Raw genomic sequence first — 16,740 nt, forward strand, 5'->3', positions numbered from 1 at the left:
GAGGTAATTTGAAATTTACTTCAATACAATATGTAACCTTCTGCTTTTAGAGGGTGATCGTTATCTCCGATTTTAATAAATTAGGGACTTTATGTTCTTACTAATAACATCTTCCATTTAAATAGTCGAGACAGAGTCAATCATAAACAAATACAAAGAAGTATCAGATTATTGCGAAGAGCCAAATATGTTGTAATATATATACATAAATAAATATAGTCTTAAGTACACCCTCACCGATTTACAGGTGGGGGTTTTGTTTGTGTTTATAAAATGAGATGTTTTTTTCTGAATTCTTTATTCAAAATTCTATTACCTAAAAGGAAGTATCCAACTGTTTGCCACAGTTGTGCCAAAGTTCAAACTTTATATTAGTGTAAAATTATATTTATTATAGAAACCAAGGGGAGACATAAATGCTTTCTACTAGACAAAAGGAATTACTTTCAACTTTGTTACATCGGAGTGAGTACACAACCATAGGATTTTTAGCTTCCTTACAAAACATTAGTCAACGAAGCATAAGATACGATTTAGATGCAGTTGATAGCATTCTACAAAAAATGGGTGCCTCGTTAACTCGTACTCCTGGAAAGGGTGTGTTACTTAGAGTAAGTGAAGGTAAGAGGACGCTACTGTTTCATATTATTGAAGGAAATGAGCAAGTTGTAGACAAATCAATTCATATTAAGATGATGAGTATTTTTATAGTTATGAAAGAATCACTCACTATTCAAGAACTTACAGATGAGTTTCAAATAAGTCGTTCAAGCGTACAGAACTATCTAGTTGATATTGAAATGAAACTAGAAGAGTATAACTTAAAATTGAAAAGGTTTTCTTGGAAGGGGATAGTTGTAACTGGTCAGGAAAAGAACAAGAGACAGTTTCTTTATCATATGCTTTCAAATAGTCCTTCCCATGTTAAAAGGGCAGAAATATGGGTAGCAGATGAAATGAATAATACCCTTGATTTAGTTAGACATTGGTTAAAGTCATTTCAAAAAGTGCGACAAATTTTCTATAGTGAATCTTCTTTGGCAATTCTAAGAGTATTTATATGTTGGTGGACTTCTCGCATACGTCAAAACCGATTTATAGAACACTTTTCTTGGGAAGAAGAGAGGGAACTTTATGATTTAGGAGGTATTCTAAATTGGTTGTATTTTGAGGTAGGTAATAAAGATATTTTTCATCAAGAGAAAGAATACCTTGTTAATTTATTTAATCAAGCCAAAGTTGTCCATTACGAAGAAAGCTTCATGCAATGGGCTGAATATGAAAAAGAAAAACAATTCAGCCACTTGCTAGTTGAACAAATCTCAAATGTCCTACAAGTGGATTTATTTCAAGATCATAAAATAGTTAAAGATCTCACTCACCACTTAAAAGCAACTTTCCTCATATTAGAAAATGGTGGAAGGATTAATAACCCCTACACTGAAGAGATTAAAGTTCAATATAGAGCTATTTATGAGATTGTTCAACAACTGACAATGGGGATGGGACACTTCTTTTCAGATGATGAATTTGCATTCATTACCATGCATATAAGTGCGTGTCTTGACCGAGTTGCTCCTAAAAAATTTTCTCCTACAGTTGTGGTAGTGTGCTCTACTGGTCTAGCTACATCTTCGATTCTAACAACAAAGCTGGCACAATTGGATGTTGGGGTGCACTTAATCAATGTGGTGAGTACAGAAGAACTACAGCATGAATTAGAAACGAAGGAGATAGACTTTGTTTTAACTACCCAGGAGATCTCTTTCAGTCCCCCAAACAACACCAAAATCTTTCGCGTTAGCCCATTACTTAATGATAATGACAAAAATAAAATACGACAAGAAACTCAGAAGATTATTAACCGAAATAAGCTTGCTCAATTTAATCAATCTCTTACGCCTTTAAACGATCTAAAGTCCATTTTATTTCGTGCAACAATTTATACTGCGAGCACAAATGATTGGCGAAAAGCTATTGAACAAGCTTCAAAACCCTTGCTGGACTCAATAATAATCCGTGAGAGGTACGTTCAAGAAATGATTATGTCTGTAGAGCAAAACGGCACCTATATGGTACTTTTACCTAAAATCGCTTTTGTCCATGCAGCACCCGACAATGTTGTAGAAGAAGGATTAACTATGACCGTTTTTGATAACGAAATGGATTTTGGCAGTTTTAATACAGAGAAGGTGAAGATTATTGTTGTGTTAGCTATGAAAGAACCACACAACCAAGATTTTTTAAAGTTATTTCAATACTTGGAATCAGAAGAGATCAGACAACGTCTCTTTGCTATAGGAGGGAAACAAGAATAATTATGGTTCAGGAAAATATTAAGAAAGAAAATATTATCACACACGTTAAAGTATCCGATTGGAAAGAAGCTATTCAAGTTTCAGGTAACCTTCTTGTCAATAACGGGTATATCTCACAAAAATATATTAACCAGATGATTCAATCTGTTAAGGACCATGGTCCCTACATCGTTATTGGTCCAGGGATAGCCTTGGCTCATGCTCGTCCTAGTCAGGATGTCTTTCACAACGCTATATCTCTTGCGATTTTAACAGATGGTGTCGATTTTGGGCATGAAACAAATGACCCTGTTGATCTTGTGTTTACCTTTTCAGCTTCTGACGCCAACAAACACTTAAACATTATGGAGAGATTATCTAAGATACTATTAGATGAAAGCACATTGTCTCAGGTAAGGACAGCAGACTCTCCAGAAATTGTCTATCAATTATTAAACTATGGGAGGAATTTTGATGAATAAATTAAGAATTATGACTGTTTGTGGGTTTGGTCTTGGGTCATCTATGGTTTTGAAAATGAATTTAGAAAGCGTTTTAAAAGATTTAAGAATAGAAGCAGAAGTCTTTACTGGAGATGTAAGCTCAGCTCAGAGTACTCCTGCAGATTACATTTTTACCAGCAAAGAACTTGGGGATAAGCTAAAAGCATCTACCGCTGTTCCAGTTATCATCATCAACAATTTTGTATCAAAGGATGAAATCAAGCAAGCAGCTCTAGAAAATATCTAGTCAATATGAGAGGACAACTATTCATAGGAAGGGATGGTATAGATGGAAGCTATATTTAATTTCGTAATTCAGATTATTCGTGAGCCTGCTATATTTCTAGGAATCATAGCATTACTTGGATTATTACTGTTGAAAAAAGATTTTTCCACAATTGTGTCAGGCACCGCAAAAACAATTATAGGAGTTGTTATCCTGACACAAGGAACAAATATATTAACGAGCTCCATTGAACCTCTAACTACTGGCTTTAATTTAATGTACGAAATTGATGAAAGTAAAATAGAACCAGCAATTGGTTCTGATACCATTATTAATGATTATGGTACAGAAATAGGAATTGCTATGTTAGCAGCCTTTGTCATTAATCTCCTAGTTGCCCGATTCACTCCAATTAAACATGTTTTTTTAACAGGTCACATGCTATTCTGGTTCCCATTTATTTTTGTTTCTGTAGGGGTTGAAAATGATCTTACTAACTTAGAGTTAATAATATTTGCTTCTTTATTCACAGCCGCCTACATTATAATTGCTCCTGCTCTACTAAAACCATTTGTAAAAAAAGTTACAGGATCAGACGATTTTATTATCGGACACCCAACTACTATTTTGTCATTAATTGCAGGTTTAGTAGGAAAATTATTCAAAAGAAAAGGCCGTTCATCAGAAGATATAAACTTTCCAAATTCCACGGAATTCCTAAGGGAAATAAGTATTACATCTTCCATAACCATGTTCTTTGTTTATATTGTTGTAAATTTAATAATTGGGTTTGAACATGCCTCCCAAGCTTTTGGAACCGATCAAAACATTATCATTTATAGTCTTATGCAAGGAATATTGTTCGGGGCTGGGCTCACCATTTTATTATTAGGAGTGCGTATGATGCTGGCTGAAATTATACCAGCCTTCCAAGGCATTTCTCAGAAACTGATACCTAACACAATTCCAGCTCTAGATGCACCTATTCTATTTCCTTATGGTGCAAATGCGGTACTTATTGGATTTATCGTATCTATGTTTACTTCTGTTATAACCATTTTTATAACAGGGGCTACTGGAGTTTTCAGTTTCGTCATTGTGCCTTTAACGATTACCTGCTTCTTTGAAATTGGAACAGCCGCAATTATTGCTAACGGAACAGGTGGATTAAGAGGTGCAGTGGCAGGCTCTGCGGTTGCTGGAGTGGTAATGATTCTTTTAGTCGGAATCTCCGTGCCAGTCCTAAATGGAACCTCTGCAGATTGGATTGTAATTTTTGGGGGAAATGACTTTTCCCTTTGGTCCTTCATCTCAGATAAAGTAGCATCAGTATTCAACTAGGAGGAAAATAAATATGAATTATGTGGGGCAGTATCATCAAAACATTAAGAGTACACTAGATCAAATGATGGAAAAACAGGCCTCTGTTCTTGAGGAATCCGCTCGTTTAATGGTAGATACCATTCAAGCAGGCAATTCTCTTTATTTATTTGGTGCGTCACATGCAGGTATTTTTACCGAAGATGCATTTTATCGAGCAGGGGGAATGGCTTTATTTAATCCAATTTTCAGCCCATCATTGATGCTTAATGTAAGACCTGTAACCACCACATCTAAAATGGAACGTCTTGAAGGGCAAGGTCATATTCTTTTAGACTCTAAACCTGTTCAAAAAGGTGATGTATTATTTATCCATTCCGTATCTGGAAGAAATCCAGTTGCTATAGATATGGCTTTGGCTGCTCAAGAAAAAGAAATGAAAGTTCTTGCTTTAACTAACCTTTCTTATTCTAAATCAGTCGAGTCGCGCCATTCTACTGGAAAAAGATTGTTTGAAGTTAGTGACTTTATCATCGACAACTTAGGTGAGCCAGGTGATGCTTCTGTATCTATTGACTCGATACCTCAAAAAGCAGCACCTACATCAACCATTACTGGTAGTTTTGTTATTCATTCTATTGTTCTTTATATGATTTCAATTATGGAAGAAAGAGGACTAGACATACCCATCTTTAGGAGCGCCAACATTGACGGAGGGGATGAATATAACAAAGAAATGATGGAAAAGCACGCTGATCAAATACATTATTTATAAGTTTTCATTTTTTGTTAGGGAGTATAAGAGAACAACGAAAGGTGTTTCAATTCTTGACTAAAGGCAGTGAAATGGGAGATATAATATAAATATTACTTATGAACTGAGGGGAGAACTTGTAGTATATCTAACAATATCTAGGTGATTATTTACTGGTATTTCATTTAGTATTTATAATGGTTTCATGCCGGCTGGGTTTGTAACATATAAAATGGATAAATAAGGAGTATAACAAAAAATTAGATTTATAAGGATTGCAAAATTTAAAAAATGATTTTGAAAGTTAGTGTTTATTAAATTTCAAATAAAAAGTTCTATTAGTTATTGCTCCATAACCCTTGATATAACAATGATTATATCAAGGGTTATTTTTATTTTTTCGTTCTTTGATATTATGAAAGCTATTATTAAAGAAATGCATTCATTAGCATTAAATTAATAGACTATATCAGAAAACCGGTTTCTGATTTGTAAAGTAACCGATTTTTTTACGATGTTATTCTATTAACATTGTGTACTCCCACATTCCTGAAGTTGCCCTTATTTATATGAGGTTGTTCTGAAAAGAGAAAGATTGTGTTTATGTGATAGTTTTGCAATAATTGTAATAAATGATAGATAGAAAAACCATTTTCTTACTATACTGGCTGAGAATATTAATATTCATCTAAAAAAGGAGGCGATTAAAATCGTTTTGAGTTACGATAAAAAGAATTAGAGCATAATTAATCATATTCCTTTTGCATTTACACTTAACGACAGAACAAGGAATGTTGAGTTTCGAACAAGTACTTGGTTTCATGAATGTCTTAAGCGTTATTATCATCTACAGTGTTAATTGAATTATTTGGACTAATGCTACATATCAGGAAAATATGACAAATTTTGAATAAAAGTACATATGAAGGATGGTTGTATATGAAAAGGAAACCTATTATCGTTATGTTGTTTGCATTACCACTGGTTTTAGCCGCAGGCTGCTCACAGGCTGAAGGGGAACAGGATAGCACGAAAACAAAAGAAGAGACGCAACCAATTTCTACTGATGATTCCCATGAAAAGGAGGAAGCGGAATTTAACTCTACGGAAGCAGACAAGTCTTCCAAAGAACAAAATCAGGATCATGAAAATAGTGGAGTGCCCTTAGATATGGAAGAGCTAGATAACTATTCGAGTAATCAAATAGAGTATGCTAGGGTTTGGTTACAGCTAGGAGCTAATCAGGAAATCGATGAACTAAATGTTAGGCATATACCTAAGGGGAAAAAGGTTAATCCAGACGATGAAACAAGTGAGAGCTACCCAGAAGATGTCATCCAGTTATCAGGGTCGCGCTTAGTGGATGGATCTGTTACTTATAGCGGCAATGGGGACGGTACAATAAATGTCTACAATGTTCCGTTGCGATGGGACGGCAAATACCCTGCCGGAGAGGATTTTTATCACGACATCATTACACAAACCAAGCAGGTTTACATTGATACAGGTGATGAACAAAAGGTTATTAGATTGATTGAAATGCAGAAAGTTCATTGAAGAAATCAACATGCTTCGATTGATTAATATAAAAGAATACATTATCTTTTTTTTACATGAGCGATTCCCCTATGGATAATCGCTCATTTTTTCTCTCATAATCTTATACTGAATTTCTCAGTCTAAAGTTGTAGAACAAACCCATATTTCCACTGAGGTAAATTTGTCATCAACACTGTTAATATTATGCTATTAACTATTAATGTTCAGGAGATGGCAAAATGGAATTATATAAAGAAATCATCGCTAATAAAAATTTTTCCTTCATACTTTTAGGCCGGCTTTTCAAACGGAGTGCCTTGACTCTATTCACATTAGAACTCATTTGGCTGACTATGGAGTTAACTAATAGCTCCCCTTTGTATTTATCTATTATGACGATGGGGGAGACGTTACCGTTTATTATGTTCGGTATATATGGAGGTGCGAAAGCAGATAAATGGAACAAGAAGCACGTTATGGTAATTTGTAACGCTTGTAGTGCTCTCCTGTTATTAAGTATCCCTTGTCTGAATTTTGCAGGTCTATTAAACTATTTCACTTTATTTTTCATAACTGTTGCTATAACCATATTTAGTTGTTTTTCAGAACCTTGCTATCGAGCAATACTTCCTGAATTGCTATCTAGATCGAAACTAAACCAAGCAAATGCCTTATTAGATTCCATTCAACGAGGTGTATCCATATTAATTCCTGCATCTATTGGCTTCATTCTTAAGTTCTTTTCGGAGATTCATCTATTTAGTTTAGCTTTCCTCCTAATGGGTGTAGCTGTCGTTTTTCAACTTATGGTTACGTATCGTTCTACGCGTCTTTATGCAAGAGGAGAAAAATACAAAAGTACAATCTATGATATAAAAGAAAGCTTAACATTCCTAACAGGGAATCGTGAGATATTGTATATCATAGCAGCTCAAGCTCTTGCTATTTTAATTAACACAGGACTATGGAGGGTTGGACTGCCAATCTATCTTGAAGAAACCTTAAATAAAGATATTACTGCTTTTGGATACATAACTGGTGTAATGGGAGCAGCTTCGTTTATAACCTCAATGGCATTAGGTTTAACCAAAAACTATGCTCCTCTTCTTGTTTTTAATATGGGGATGGGCTTATGGGGAATAGGACTGCTTATTATAGGAATGTTTCCCAGTATGTCGATTATTTATTTAGCTGCTATTTTGATTGGGTTGGGACAAGCCTCAGAAGGTTTATCTCGGGTAGTTCTTCTTCAGGATCAAGTTCCTGCCCATATGCTTGGGAAAGTCTTTAGTACATCTTCATCCTTAAATTATGCGTGTGATACGATTTCATTGGGGGCATTTAGTTCCGTTCTTGGCCTATTTTCAACAGCCATGCTCTTTAGTAGTGGTGGAGCGCTCTTATTGTTAATAGGGGTGCTAGGCGCTGCTTTAAGAAGAACTTCAAACAATAGCAGCAGCAAAGTGAAAATTACAAAATCTGGGTGATTGAGGTACAAGATACTCTAACAACGGTTTAACAGATAGACAATGGAATACTATTTTTTAATATTTCGATTACATACTACTTAAATAACGAGAAAACAGTTGATGGATTTTTTATTAAATTCAAAAAAATAGAATAAAGGAGGATGTGATTTAATTGGAGAAAAACATTAAGTCTTTTGGATGGGGAAGTTTTTCGTTGATTTTATTTATTTTTAGCACTATCGTGTTATTCCTTACAGTAAATAAAAAATTAATAGGAGAACACATAGTAGATTACTTCAATGTAAATATCCATGAAGTTTCTATTTCAATTGTTCTTTTAGTTATAGCTATTACTCTAGGGTGGAAATTTCCTAAGGACCTTCTTTCAAGAGCAGGTTTAACAGCTTCAGTTATATTCCTAGGCTTGCTTATTTTGTTATTTACAATAGATCTTTTAAAAACAATTTTTTAAGAGGAGTTTCATTACTGAAACCGACCCTTAAATCCCGTATCTATTTTTCTTTTTCTTATATGTTTCGTTTTTGAATTTGGCTAACGGTATCCCTTCTCCTTGTAGATGTTCAATAACAACGCTGCAGGACGGTTTCGATATGAACCTGCAGTAATCACCTACATAACTAGTGTTGTTCCTGAGTTTTAAGTCACCTTACGTCACCGTTTAAAATACAGCTTAGAACTTTAAATTCGTAGTAGAATAAAAATATAATTTGAGATCTGACAGGTAAATACATAAAGAGCCGCCCCTCCGAACATGGAGAAGGCGACTCTTTTTTTTATAAACCGTACACAGTCATACCACCATCAACAAATATGTTCTGCCCACTCACATAACTAGAGGCGGGTGACGCAAAGAATAGGTAGGAGGACTTCAATTCATCTAATTGTCCTAATCGTTTCATTGGAGAACGATTCTCTACAGCCGTACGGAAATTCTCATCCTCAAGATCACTTTCGTTCATCTCAGTCTTGAAGAACCAAGGACTAATTGCATTCACTGTAATGTTATATGGCGCAAGCTCTAAAGAGAGTTGCTTCGTTTGATGAATCGCAGCAGCTTTACTAGTGCCGTACACTGAGCTAAAGGATAAGCTCACTTCACCAGCTACAGAAGCTGTATTAATAATACGACCATAGTTCTGCTCTTTCATATAAGGAACTACTGCTTGAGTCGTGAAGAAAATGGATTTCGCATTTGTATTCATTACATGATCCCATCCTGCTTCATCAAGACTGTCAATCAAGCCTGGAGCCAATGTTCCTGCATTGTTTACAAGAATGTCAATCTGACCAAGGTCTTCATAAATGGTTGCTACGAAGCGCTGAATATCCTCTGACTTCGTGACATCCCCTTGATAGCCCTTCACTGAATTACCAGTTTTGTCTTGAATCTCAGCCGCAGCCATTTCTATTTTCTCTAACGTACGACCTATGATGGCAACCGTTGCTCCACTTTCAGAAAGAGCTTCAGCGGCTGTCTTCCCAATTCCGCTGCCGCCTCCTGTTACAATTGCTACTTTACCTGTGTTATTAAATAGTTCCATCTTCTCACACTCCTTGTTGCTTCTATTTATAGTAACTAATCAATATTTATTCAATACCATTGAATAGTCGCAAGTATATCTCACTCGTTTTTTGTTATCAAAATTCTTGCTTATCATTATTAGGACGTAGCTGCATTTTCCATACTATTTATATAAGGAGAAGGAGGGACTTTCCATTGCTTTTGTGCAAAGCTCGCTGGATTGGAAAGGGCACTGTGTTATAGGATAATGATTCTTCATTATTCCAAAGTCAAACTTCTGTTTCACTAACAATCAAAACCTCCTGTCCATCTTGAACAGGAGGTTTTGATTGTTAGCTGATGGAATATACATACTCATCAACAAGACCAATGTGAATTAGACGTTAAACACTTCTTTCAAATGTGCACGGAGTTCTGTTAGATATTTATGGATGTCAGGGTTTTTCATAACATCGTGAGCTCCGAAGCTTTTTAGTGGCTCAAGACCAACATATTTGTTCATATTGTGTAAGTGACCAAGTGCAGCTTCTAAATCCTGACCTTTAAAGAATTTGTCCTCATCATTAAAAGCATACTCGGGTGCGTTCCAGGTTGTGGAGAACATATATTTCCTTCCACCCATCATTCCGTTATAACCATATTCAGCATCTCCTCCGAAGAAAAGACCAGGTTCATATACAGCGTCGATATAAGATTTAAAAGCACCTGGTAGGCTGAACCAATTAATCGGTGTTTGGAAAATGATTGTATCAGCCCATGAAAATTTCTCTTGTTCCTCTTTTACATCGTATCCTTCCTGAACTACAGTCGTTTTGATGTTATATGATCCTTCCAAATTACTAACAATCTCCTCAAATAGCGTTTTGTTCAGTCTCCCTGGTGCAAACGACCAATATTCGTGTCCATTAATTACTAATATATTTTTCATGTTATTCCCTCCAATAGTTTTATAGTTCGAAAACCATCGAACCGTTGAAAATAATAGCACCGTTTTATTTCAAATGCAACCATTTCAATCATTTTTAAGAATGATGCTATAATTTGATAAACGTAATAGCATAAAAAAAGAGCCACTCAGGGCTCTATCGACTTTATATATCTTCTTCTTTTATTTCCGTAACCGTTTGTAATAAACCTGGAAATTTCTGATCAATTTCTTCTCTTCTAAGAGAATAAATGTGCTCCTTTCCTTCGATTCTAGCTTTAATAAGTCCAGCCTCTCGCAGCACTTTTATGTGGTGAGAAATTGTTGATTTTGGCATCTTTAGCTCAAGGGAGTACGCTGTACAATTATTTTCAATACTTTCGTCTAAACAACGGATAATTTTCACTCTATTTGGTTCACTTAATGCGTGAAGCACTTTAGTAAAATGAACGCTATCTATGGGTGGATGATAAGGTATTTTCATAGTAGCAATTTTAATACGATTCATAGATAAAAGCAAATAGATAAATCCAAGCGCATATGGAGAAGTCTTGAAAGACGAAGTTAATATAACAGATTTATTTAGCGCCCTTCACGCCTTGCTCCTCTTATAGCAAGGGGGCTTTAGTTGAATAAATCAAAAAATCGGTTCCTAAACGTTGTAAAGGAACCGATTTTTTGATTTATCTTCAAGCGGAGTCTTCTATATAGAGGGAGGTTAGTTGAAAACTCCGTTTCGAGATAGTTAGCTTTTGAAACTTAATTGAAACAAAATCGTACGTGTACTATGAGTTCTTAAACCAAATATTGTCTATGTTCTGGAGGATTATTTATGATTGGAATTAATGTAAAAGAGAAAGATGGATATGTTATTATTTCGTGGCAGTTTAGCAAAGTGGAAATAACTAAAAGTGACATTATAGAAGTCATTGATGATGATACTTATGGTGGCGAAGAGCAAACTGCAGTAAGAATGGGATATCCATATGCCACGACTGAAAGAATTTTTATAAGGACAAATAAGCAGAATTATATCCTTTTCACCAACAACACATCAATAAAAGGGAAAATAGAGAGTATGATGAACAAATAATTTTATTGGAAGTACAGCCGGCAAATGCCTTGATTTCGAGGCTTCAATATAAGGGGACATATTTGAACAAGAGACTATCAAATTTCTCTGCTAATGGAGTTAGCAGGTTAGCATATTGATGTATTTCCACTGAGCAGTCTAAAATTTTTCAAACAGGAGTGGGGCTTTCATGCTATGGGTTATTACACAGAATGAAAACAGTTTAATCAATGTAAAAGAGGTTTCGGTTAAGGGGAAGTACATTCAAGGTGTTATAGGTAGAAGTTTCTTTACCGAGTGGAGCAGAACCCTAGGAAAGTACGAATCGAGCGAACGAGCAACAGAAATTCTTAATGAAATATACATAAAGATTCGAGAGGGTAATAGTAGTTTTACAACTTTTAAAATGCCTGAAAAATAAAATTCATCTTAAAGTAACCGAGAGTGCTTTAAATAAGATTATAATCAAATTCAAATATTCCGTATAAGGGGGCTTTAGTTAAATAGTCAAGATATAGATCCAGCCCTTATATCTCAATAATATATTCTAGAGTACATGTACATTCTTAAGGGGTGATAAGTTGTTTGATCTTTTCGAGAGGATGAAAATAGGTAATAAAAAGCAAAGAGATGCTTATACAACTATAAAAGAACTCTGTATATATGACGAATTGAGTATATATAATCCTGTGCTTTGTGGAACTATTCCCATTGGCATTGATTTGGATAATTCAGATTTAGATATAGTTATGGATGTAAAAAATTTAACATTCTTTGAAAAAAAGCTAGACAATCTCTACGGTAATAAGCCAGGCTTTACCATGAAAAGAACAACCATAAGAGGTCGTGAGGTTGTTAAGGCAAATTTTTCGTCTCACAACTTTGATTTAGAGTTATTTGGCCAAGACCAATCCACTTATTTTCAGAACGCCTATTTGCATATGATTATTGAATATGAACTATTAAAAGATAATCCAACGCTTAGAGAAAAAGTTATTGAACTTAAGAAACAGGGATATAAGACTGAACCAGCGTTCTGTAAGCTATTAGGTATTGCTGGGGACCCTTATGAAGCTTTAATTCAATATGGGATTAAAGAAAGAATTATAAAGCTGGAATACTAAAATTTTATAGGTGATTGAGGGCTAATATAAGATATAGAGTTAAGATTCCTCAAATTCGAGTCTTTCAGTAAAGGGAGCGATTCTTTCAATGAAGAATTGGCTCCTTTTTAATGTTTTGGACAGATTTGTTGAAGGACGAGATTTAAGGTAATTGCTACATATGGATAATTTTGAAACTTGATAGTGTCTTGTTCGTAATATATCTATAAAGGTGGTGTGATATATGTCTCAAGTATTTATATTTTTCTTAGTTATAGTATCTATGGCTATATGGGTGATGGTGTCTAAAGAAGCTGCAAAGTCTTCAAATGAAATAAGCCGGGGGAAGATGATAACATTACTGTCTGTTGGTTCTTTATCTACTTTATTTATATCCATTGTGCTTATTCAAAGCCTGTTGTAAATCCATTAATGGGGGTAATGCTTTAGTGAGGACCATCGCTAATTACTAAAGCATGAGGACAGCTTATAAACTGACTGAGCAAGATTGTGTAAGAATAAATGTAATTAAAGATATTAGAGGAGAATATAAAAGATGGGCAAAAATTAAAAAAAACAGAAGATACTTATCTAGCAGTTGGAATTGGTATAGGGTTACCTTTAGGAGCGTTGGTAGGATTAACTATATTTGATGATCTAGCAATAGGAGCTGGTATAGGTTTAGTTCTTGGAATAACAGTTGGAACAGCAATTGATACAAATACAGCTTAAAAAGATTGAAAAATCTAACTCATCTATTCTTGATTTAAAAGTTGATAAAGTAAATGAACAGTTAGATATCTCGAAGCCCAGTCTTACATAAACGGGGGGCGATAGTTGAACAGTGGCTATAGCTCTTTGTACTAACAAAACAAGTAGTGAGACATTTTAGAATTCAATTCCTAAATGGTTTAGAGGAGATGAAGAATTTGAAAATAGAAATTGAAGTTAAGGCATTTGGAGAGGTTGAAGTTCAAGGTACAGCAGGTGCTCATAAAGGTGTCGAATTAATTCATGTACATGAGCTTTATAAAGATACAACATTAGGAGAAGTTGAGGGATCCTCCTTATAAAGGGTCAAATTAGTTAATGCATATAAGCTTCTGAAGAATTTATAGCTAAGGGGGAATAAGTTTATTGTCCGCGTTATTTTAATAATTTTGAACGAAACTAATGAATTGGAGGAAGATTATTAATAAATATCAAAAGGTAGCAGTCGTTTTTGCTATACTGGGGGCTGCTTTTATTGCAGGTGGAATAGGTTTTAAGCAATATTTTGAGTACTCAATACTAGTTGGATGGATGTGTGGACTTGTATCCCAATTGTTCCCCTTAGGTTTTGCTTTAAAAGATAACGATCGATAAAACCTTTATATTATCTCGATCTCAAGTCTTCAAGTAACGCGGGCTTATCTATAAAAATATAGGTTCTTTTATTGTTAAGAAGATTAATAATTGAGAAGACTTATTTTTTTGGAATTATGAGTGTTTTGAAAACAACTATAACCTGGGAGTGTTTGTGTTGGTAGTAGTAGGTATCTTAGGAATGACACATGATAAAGAATTGCAGAAGAAGTATAATTACCCCTTATCTCTGGTCGAGGAGTTAATTAAAGAATTTAATCCTGATGTGATTTGCGGAGAAGTACATCCGGAAAGTTGGAAACTTTATTTAAATGAAGGCGAGCCCTTTGGAATCTTAGGAGAAACGCAAAATGAATATCCTAATTTGATTTACCCATTATGTGAAGAGCGGGGCTGTGAATTCGTCCCAATAAATTGGTTTGAAGAGGATGTCTTTGAAGAAGAACCGTTTGATAAGTTCGATTACGAAACTAGGAAAAGGTTAGAAAATGAATTAAGCAAATGGAATGATAAGCAACTTTCTACTTGGAATAACGGTAATATCCCTTTGAACTCACCTGAATATGACATTATTACTAACGAGATGTACACGTGGCTTCAGACTATTAATCCTGATGTTCAGAATATCGTCTGGAACTCCAGGCACTATATTATGCTTGCTAGGGTAAAGAATACAATTAAAGAGTATCCAGATAAGAGAATTCTTTGTATTCATGGTGCCGATCATAATTATTGGTATAAACAATCACTAAAGAAAATTGATGGCATTCAGTTAGTGTACCCGTTGAGGTGATTTAAGAGCCTTTTATATGACACAGCATTGAGTCATCTTGAAGCTAAGTTCTACAGAAGCGGGGGCAATAGTTAAATTAATCAAGTATTAGTTATCTTTTGCTAGAAATTATCTACTAGGAAAGGAATTGTTACAATTGGAAGTAAAAATAGAGCCATTAAAAGGATTTACTCCACAAATTGGTCACCTTGTGTCGCAAATGAACTATGCAAGAAAAACAACAAGATACATTATTGAGATGTGTTGTTTAAATAAGGGGGGAAGTTAAAGCCTTCCAATGAAATCTCTAAATCAGGTCTTAAAGAAACGGGGCGATTGTTCAGTATAAACTGTTGTTTTTTTCACTATCGCAGCTTTTTTTATGAAAATGGTTTGGTAGCTTCTGAGAGGAGAGATAAAAAGTGACACCTATTAAAAAAGCATAATGGATACGTAACAAGGCAAAAAGAAGGTATGACACAGGTATTAGTATTTCGACATCCTATTGCTAAAGCAGGGATTCAAATCCCAAAGGGGACCTGGAGAATCCACTCAACATGCAGTTTTAAGAGAAAGAGTAATGGAAGAAGAAACAGGATTAAGAAACTAATATTAGATCCTATATATTCGATTTCATTTTCTAGTTTACATAATATATATTATAGGAAGTCATTCAAAAACAACCCATCATATCTCAATACCTAAGTATACTTGTGATATTGAGATATGATAGAACTTTCTTGATCCATTGCTGCTAATTATTTCTTGCTTAGTATTTTCCTTGGTTATTCATGTATTCAAATGAACCATGTGTATCCTTTTTTATAATAGTATAGATTCTCTAGAATAATCTATTAGCACCTAACACAGCCAAGAATGTTTAGCATCCATTCGTACATAACATAATGTTATGATTCGTTTATTAATACTACGTATTTCTCAACTTCATTTTTTATATGTTAACGCCTACTGTTAACCCTTTCCCCTTTACAAGAACACTTGTTCCACTCCTTAACTATCCAAAAGCTTCACTAGTCGCTGTAGCTGTCTTTTTATTGTTTCTTTATCCGTACGCCATTCCATTTTGCTGCCAGTGCCACCATACTCTAGTGTTAAAAACTGTGGTGAGGTTTTCTCGAGTGTGTAGGCTAACAGCTGGTAGTCTTGCTCTGACATTTCGAGATGTCTGTCGACTAATCCTTCTTCCTCGTTATACTCCGGTCCGCATACGTGTATTTCCTGTACTCTTTCTAAAGGCAGCTTGTCAATGTAGTCATAGGCGGATTCGCCTCTATGCCATGCTGCTATTCTTGCATGGGCTGTATCGAGCAGCAGACCAACGTCAGCCTCTTCACAAAGCTCTGTAATAAATTCTGGATCTGTTACTGTGCGATACACATCACTATTTTGGTAATATGGGATGTTTTCAATTAATAATTCAACGTCTAATTGTTCTTTACAATAAGAGATTCCTTTCATCAAACGTTCTTTTAATTGCACCCGATTTGGTTCTTGCTCAGGCCAAAAACGATGTCTACCTGTTAAATGAATGGCTATGTGCGGGGATTTACATTCTTGTAGTGCTTCATTAATGCGATTCCAATTGAGCTCAGGTAAATCAGCCTGTGCTGCAGTTGGTAATGTATGTAATAGAACAGGGCGAATGGGTCTTGCATGTTGTACTTCTTGATTATATACGTCCCATCTTGATAATTTGATCCAATCGACGATGACCTGCTCGAGTTGAATTAGTTCCATTAGTTCTGTTGAGTAATTGCACGCTAATTTAATCAACTGCTCTTCCCCCTTATGCTTATTCCATTAACTAACTGGCTTGTTATTAATAAAAAAA

Annotated in this window: 20 protein-coding genes; 16 read left to right on the forward strand and 4 right to left on the reverse strand. The window is 34.9% G+C overall.

What is annotated here, in order from left to right:
• Positions 1 to 416 precede the first annotated feature (416 nt).
• The 8 genes from ACFFGV_RS15215 to ACFFGV_RS15250 all read left to right on the forward strand — a co-directional run bounded on the left by ACFFGV_RS15215 (position 417) and on the right by ACFFGV_RS15250 (position 8,580).
• Positions 417 to 2,318, forward strand: coding sequence for a BglG family transcription antiterminator (locus ACFFGV_RS15215; protein WP_377349527.1), 1,902 nt, complete (start codon positions 417 to 419; stop codon positions 2,316 to 2,318).
• A 2-nt stretch (positions 2,319 to 2,320) separates the two neighbouring features.
• Positions 2,321 to 2,779: a PTS sugar transporter subunit IIA gene (locus tag ACFFGV_RS15220; RefSeq protein WP_377349529.1), complete on the forward strand. Its 459-nt coding sequence runs from the start codon at positions 2,321 to 2,323 to the stop codon at positions 2,777 to 2,779.
• Positions 2,772 to 3,047, forward strand: coding sequence for a PTS sugar transporter subunit IIB (locus ACFFGV_RS15225; RefSeq protein ID WP_377349532.1), 276 nt, complete (start codon positions 2,772 to 2,774; stop codon positions 3,045 to 3,047). The genes ACFFGV_RS15220 and ACFFGV_RS15225 overlap by 8 nt, the downstream gene beginning before the upstream one ends.
• A 42-nt stretch (positions 3,048 to 3,089) precedes the next feature.
• Positions 3,090 to 4,367 carry a PTS ascorbate transporter subunit IIC gene (gene ulaA, locus ACFFGV_RS15230; protein ID WP_377349534.1) on the forward strand — a complete coding sequence of 426 codons (1,278 nt, stop codon included), beginning with the start codon at positions 3,090 to 3,092 and terminating at the stop codon, positions 4,365 to 4,367.
• A gap of 13 nt (positions 4,368 to 4,380) precedes the next feature.
• A complete protein-coding gene (locus tag ACFFGV_RS15235) occupies positions 4,381 to 5,121 on the forward strand; it encodes an SIS domain-containing protein (RefSeq protein ID WP_377349537.1) in 741 nt (246 codons plus the stop codon).
• A 918-nt stretch (positions 5,122 to 6,039) separates the two neighbouring features.
• Entirely contained in the window at positions 6,040 to 6,657 is a 618-nt protein-coding gene (locus tag ACFFGV_RS15240) for a YdeJ family lipoprotein (RefSeq protein WP_377349540.1), read from the forward strand.
• A gap of 221 nt (positions 6,658 to 6,878) precedes the next feature.
• Positions 6,879 to 8,126 carry an MFS transporter gene (locus ACFFGV_RS15245; protein WP_377349543.1) on the forward strand — a complete coding sequence of 416 codons (1,248 nt, stop codon included), beginning with the start codon at positions 6,879 to 6,881 and terminating at the stop codon, positions 8,124 to 8,126.
• 154 nt (positions 8,127 to 8,280) lie between these two features.
• The gene (locus ACFFGV_RS15250; protein ID WP_377349545.1) at positions 8,281 to 8,580 is read left to right on the forward strand and encodes a hypothetical protein; all 300 of its coding nucleotides are present in this window, start codon (positions 8,281 to 8,283) and stop codon (positions 8,578 to 8,580) included.
• A gap of 322 nt (positions 8,581 to 8,902) precedes the next feature.
• Here the strand turns inward: ACFFGV_RS15250 and ACFFGV_RS15255 are convergent, their stop codons facing one another.
• The 3 genes from ACFFGV_RS15255 to ACFFGV_RS15265 form a co-directional block, all read right to left on the reverse strand.
• Positions 8,903 to 9,670: an SDR family NAD(P)-dependent oxidoreductase gene (locus ACFFGV_RS15255; RefSeq protein ID WP_377349547.1), complete on the reverse strand. Its 768-nt coding sequence runs from the start codon at positions 9,668 to 9,670 to the stop codon at positions 8,903 to 8,905.
• 357 nt (positions 9,671 to 10,027) lie between these two features.
• Positions 10,028 to 10,579, reverse strand: coding sequence for an NAD(P)H-dependent oxidoreductase (locus ACFFGV_RS15260; protein ID WP_377349549.1), 552 nt, complete (start codon positions 10,577 to 10,579; stop codon positions 10,028 to 10,030).
• A 163-nt stretch (positions 10,580 to 10,742) separates the two neighbouring features.
• Positions 10,743 to 11,096, reverse strand: coding sequence for an ArsR/SmtB family transcription factor (locus ACFFGV_RS15265; RefSeq protein ID WP_377349552.1), 354 nt, complete (start codon positions 11,094 to 11,096; stop codon positions 10,743 to 10,745).
• A 312-nt stretch (positions 11,097 to 11,408) separates the two neighbouring features.
• On the opposite strand from ACFFGV_RS15265, the gene ACFFGV_RS15270 reads away from it, so the two are divergent.
• From ACFFGV_RS15270 to ACFFGV_RS15300, 8 genes are all read left to right on the forward strand, one after another.
• Complete coding sequence (locus ACFFGV_RS15270; RefSeq protein ID WP_377349555.1) at positions 11,409 to 11,669, forward strand: SunI/YnzG family protein; 261 nt, start codon at positions 11,409 to 11,411, stop codon at positions 11,667 to 11,669.
• A 169-nt stretch (positions 11,670 to 11,838) separates the two neighbouring features.
• Positions 11,839 to 12,069, forward strand: coding sequence for a hypothetical protein (locus ACFFGV_RS15275; RefSeq protein ID WP_377349557.1), 231 nt, complete (start codon positions 11,839 to 11,841; stop codon positions 12,067 to 12,069).
• 160 nt (positions 12,070 to 12,229) lie between these two features.
• Entirely contained in the window at positions 12,230 to 12,772 is a 543-nt protein-coding gene (locus ACFFGV_RS15280; protein ID WP_377349560.1) for a DUF4269 domain-containing protein, read from the forward strand.
• Between the two features lie 223 nt (positions 12,773 to 12,995).
• Entirely contained in the window at positions 12,996 to 13,175 is a 180-nt protein-coding gene (locus ACFFGV_RS15285; protein ID WP_377349562.1) for a hypothetical protein, read from the forward strand.
• A 125-nt stretch (positions 13,176 to 13,300) separates the two neighbouring features.
• A complete protein-coding gene (locus tag ACFFGV_RS20885; protein ID WP_512700589.1) occupies positions 13,301 to 13,483 on the forward strand; it encodes a glycine zipper domain-containing protein in 183 nt (60 codons plus the stop codon).
• Positions 13,484 to 13,680: 197 nt separating this feature from the next.
• The gene (locus ACFFGV_RS15290; protein WP_377349564.1) at positions 13,681 to 13,824 is read left to right on the forward strand and encodes a hypothetical protein; all 144 of its coding nucleotides are present in this window, start codon (positions 13,681 to 13,683) and stop codon (positions 13,822 to 13,824) included.
• 100 nt (positions 13,825 to 13,924) lie between these two features.
• Positions 13,925 to 14,116 (forward strand): hypothetical protein, encoded by a 192-nt coding sequence (locus tag ACFFGV_RS15295; RefSeq protein WP_377349567.1) that lies wholly within the window; start codon positions 13,925 to 13,927, stop codon positions 14,114 to 14,116.
• Positions 14,117 to 14,273: 157 nt separating this feature from the next.
• Positions 14,274 to 14,909, forward strand: a complete 636-nt coding sequence (locus ACFFGV_RS15300) for a hypothetical protein (protein ID WP_377349569.1) — start codon at positions 14,274 to 14,276, stop codon at positions 14,907 to 14,909.
• A 990-nt stretch (positions 14,910 to 15,899) separates the two neighbouring features.
• Here ACFFGV_RS15300 and ACFFGV_RS15305 read toward each other — a convergent pair.
• On the reverse strand, positions 15,900 to 16,682 hold the full coding sequence (locus tag ACFFGV_RS15305; RefSeq protein ID WP_377349572.1) for a multinuclear nonheme iron-dependent oxidase: 783 nt from the start codon (positions 16,680 to 16,682) through the stop codon (positions 15,900 to 15,902).
• Positions 16,683 to 16,740 lie beyond the last annotated feature (58 nt).

This window comes from Pontibacillus salicampi (genome assembly GCF_042434395.1).
GTDB classification, from domain to species: domain Bacteria; phylum Bacillota; class Bacilli; order Bacillales; family BH030062; genus Pontibacillus; species Pontibacillus salicampi.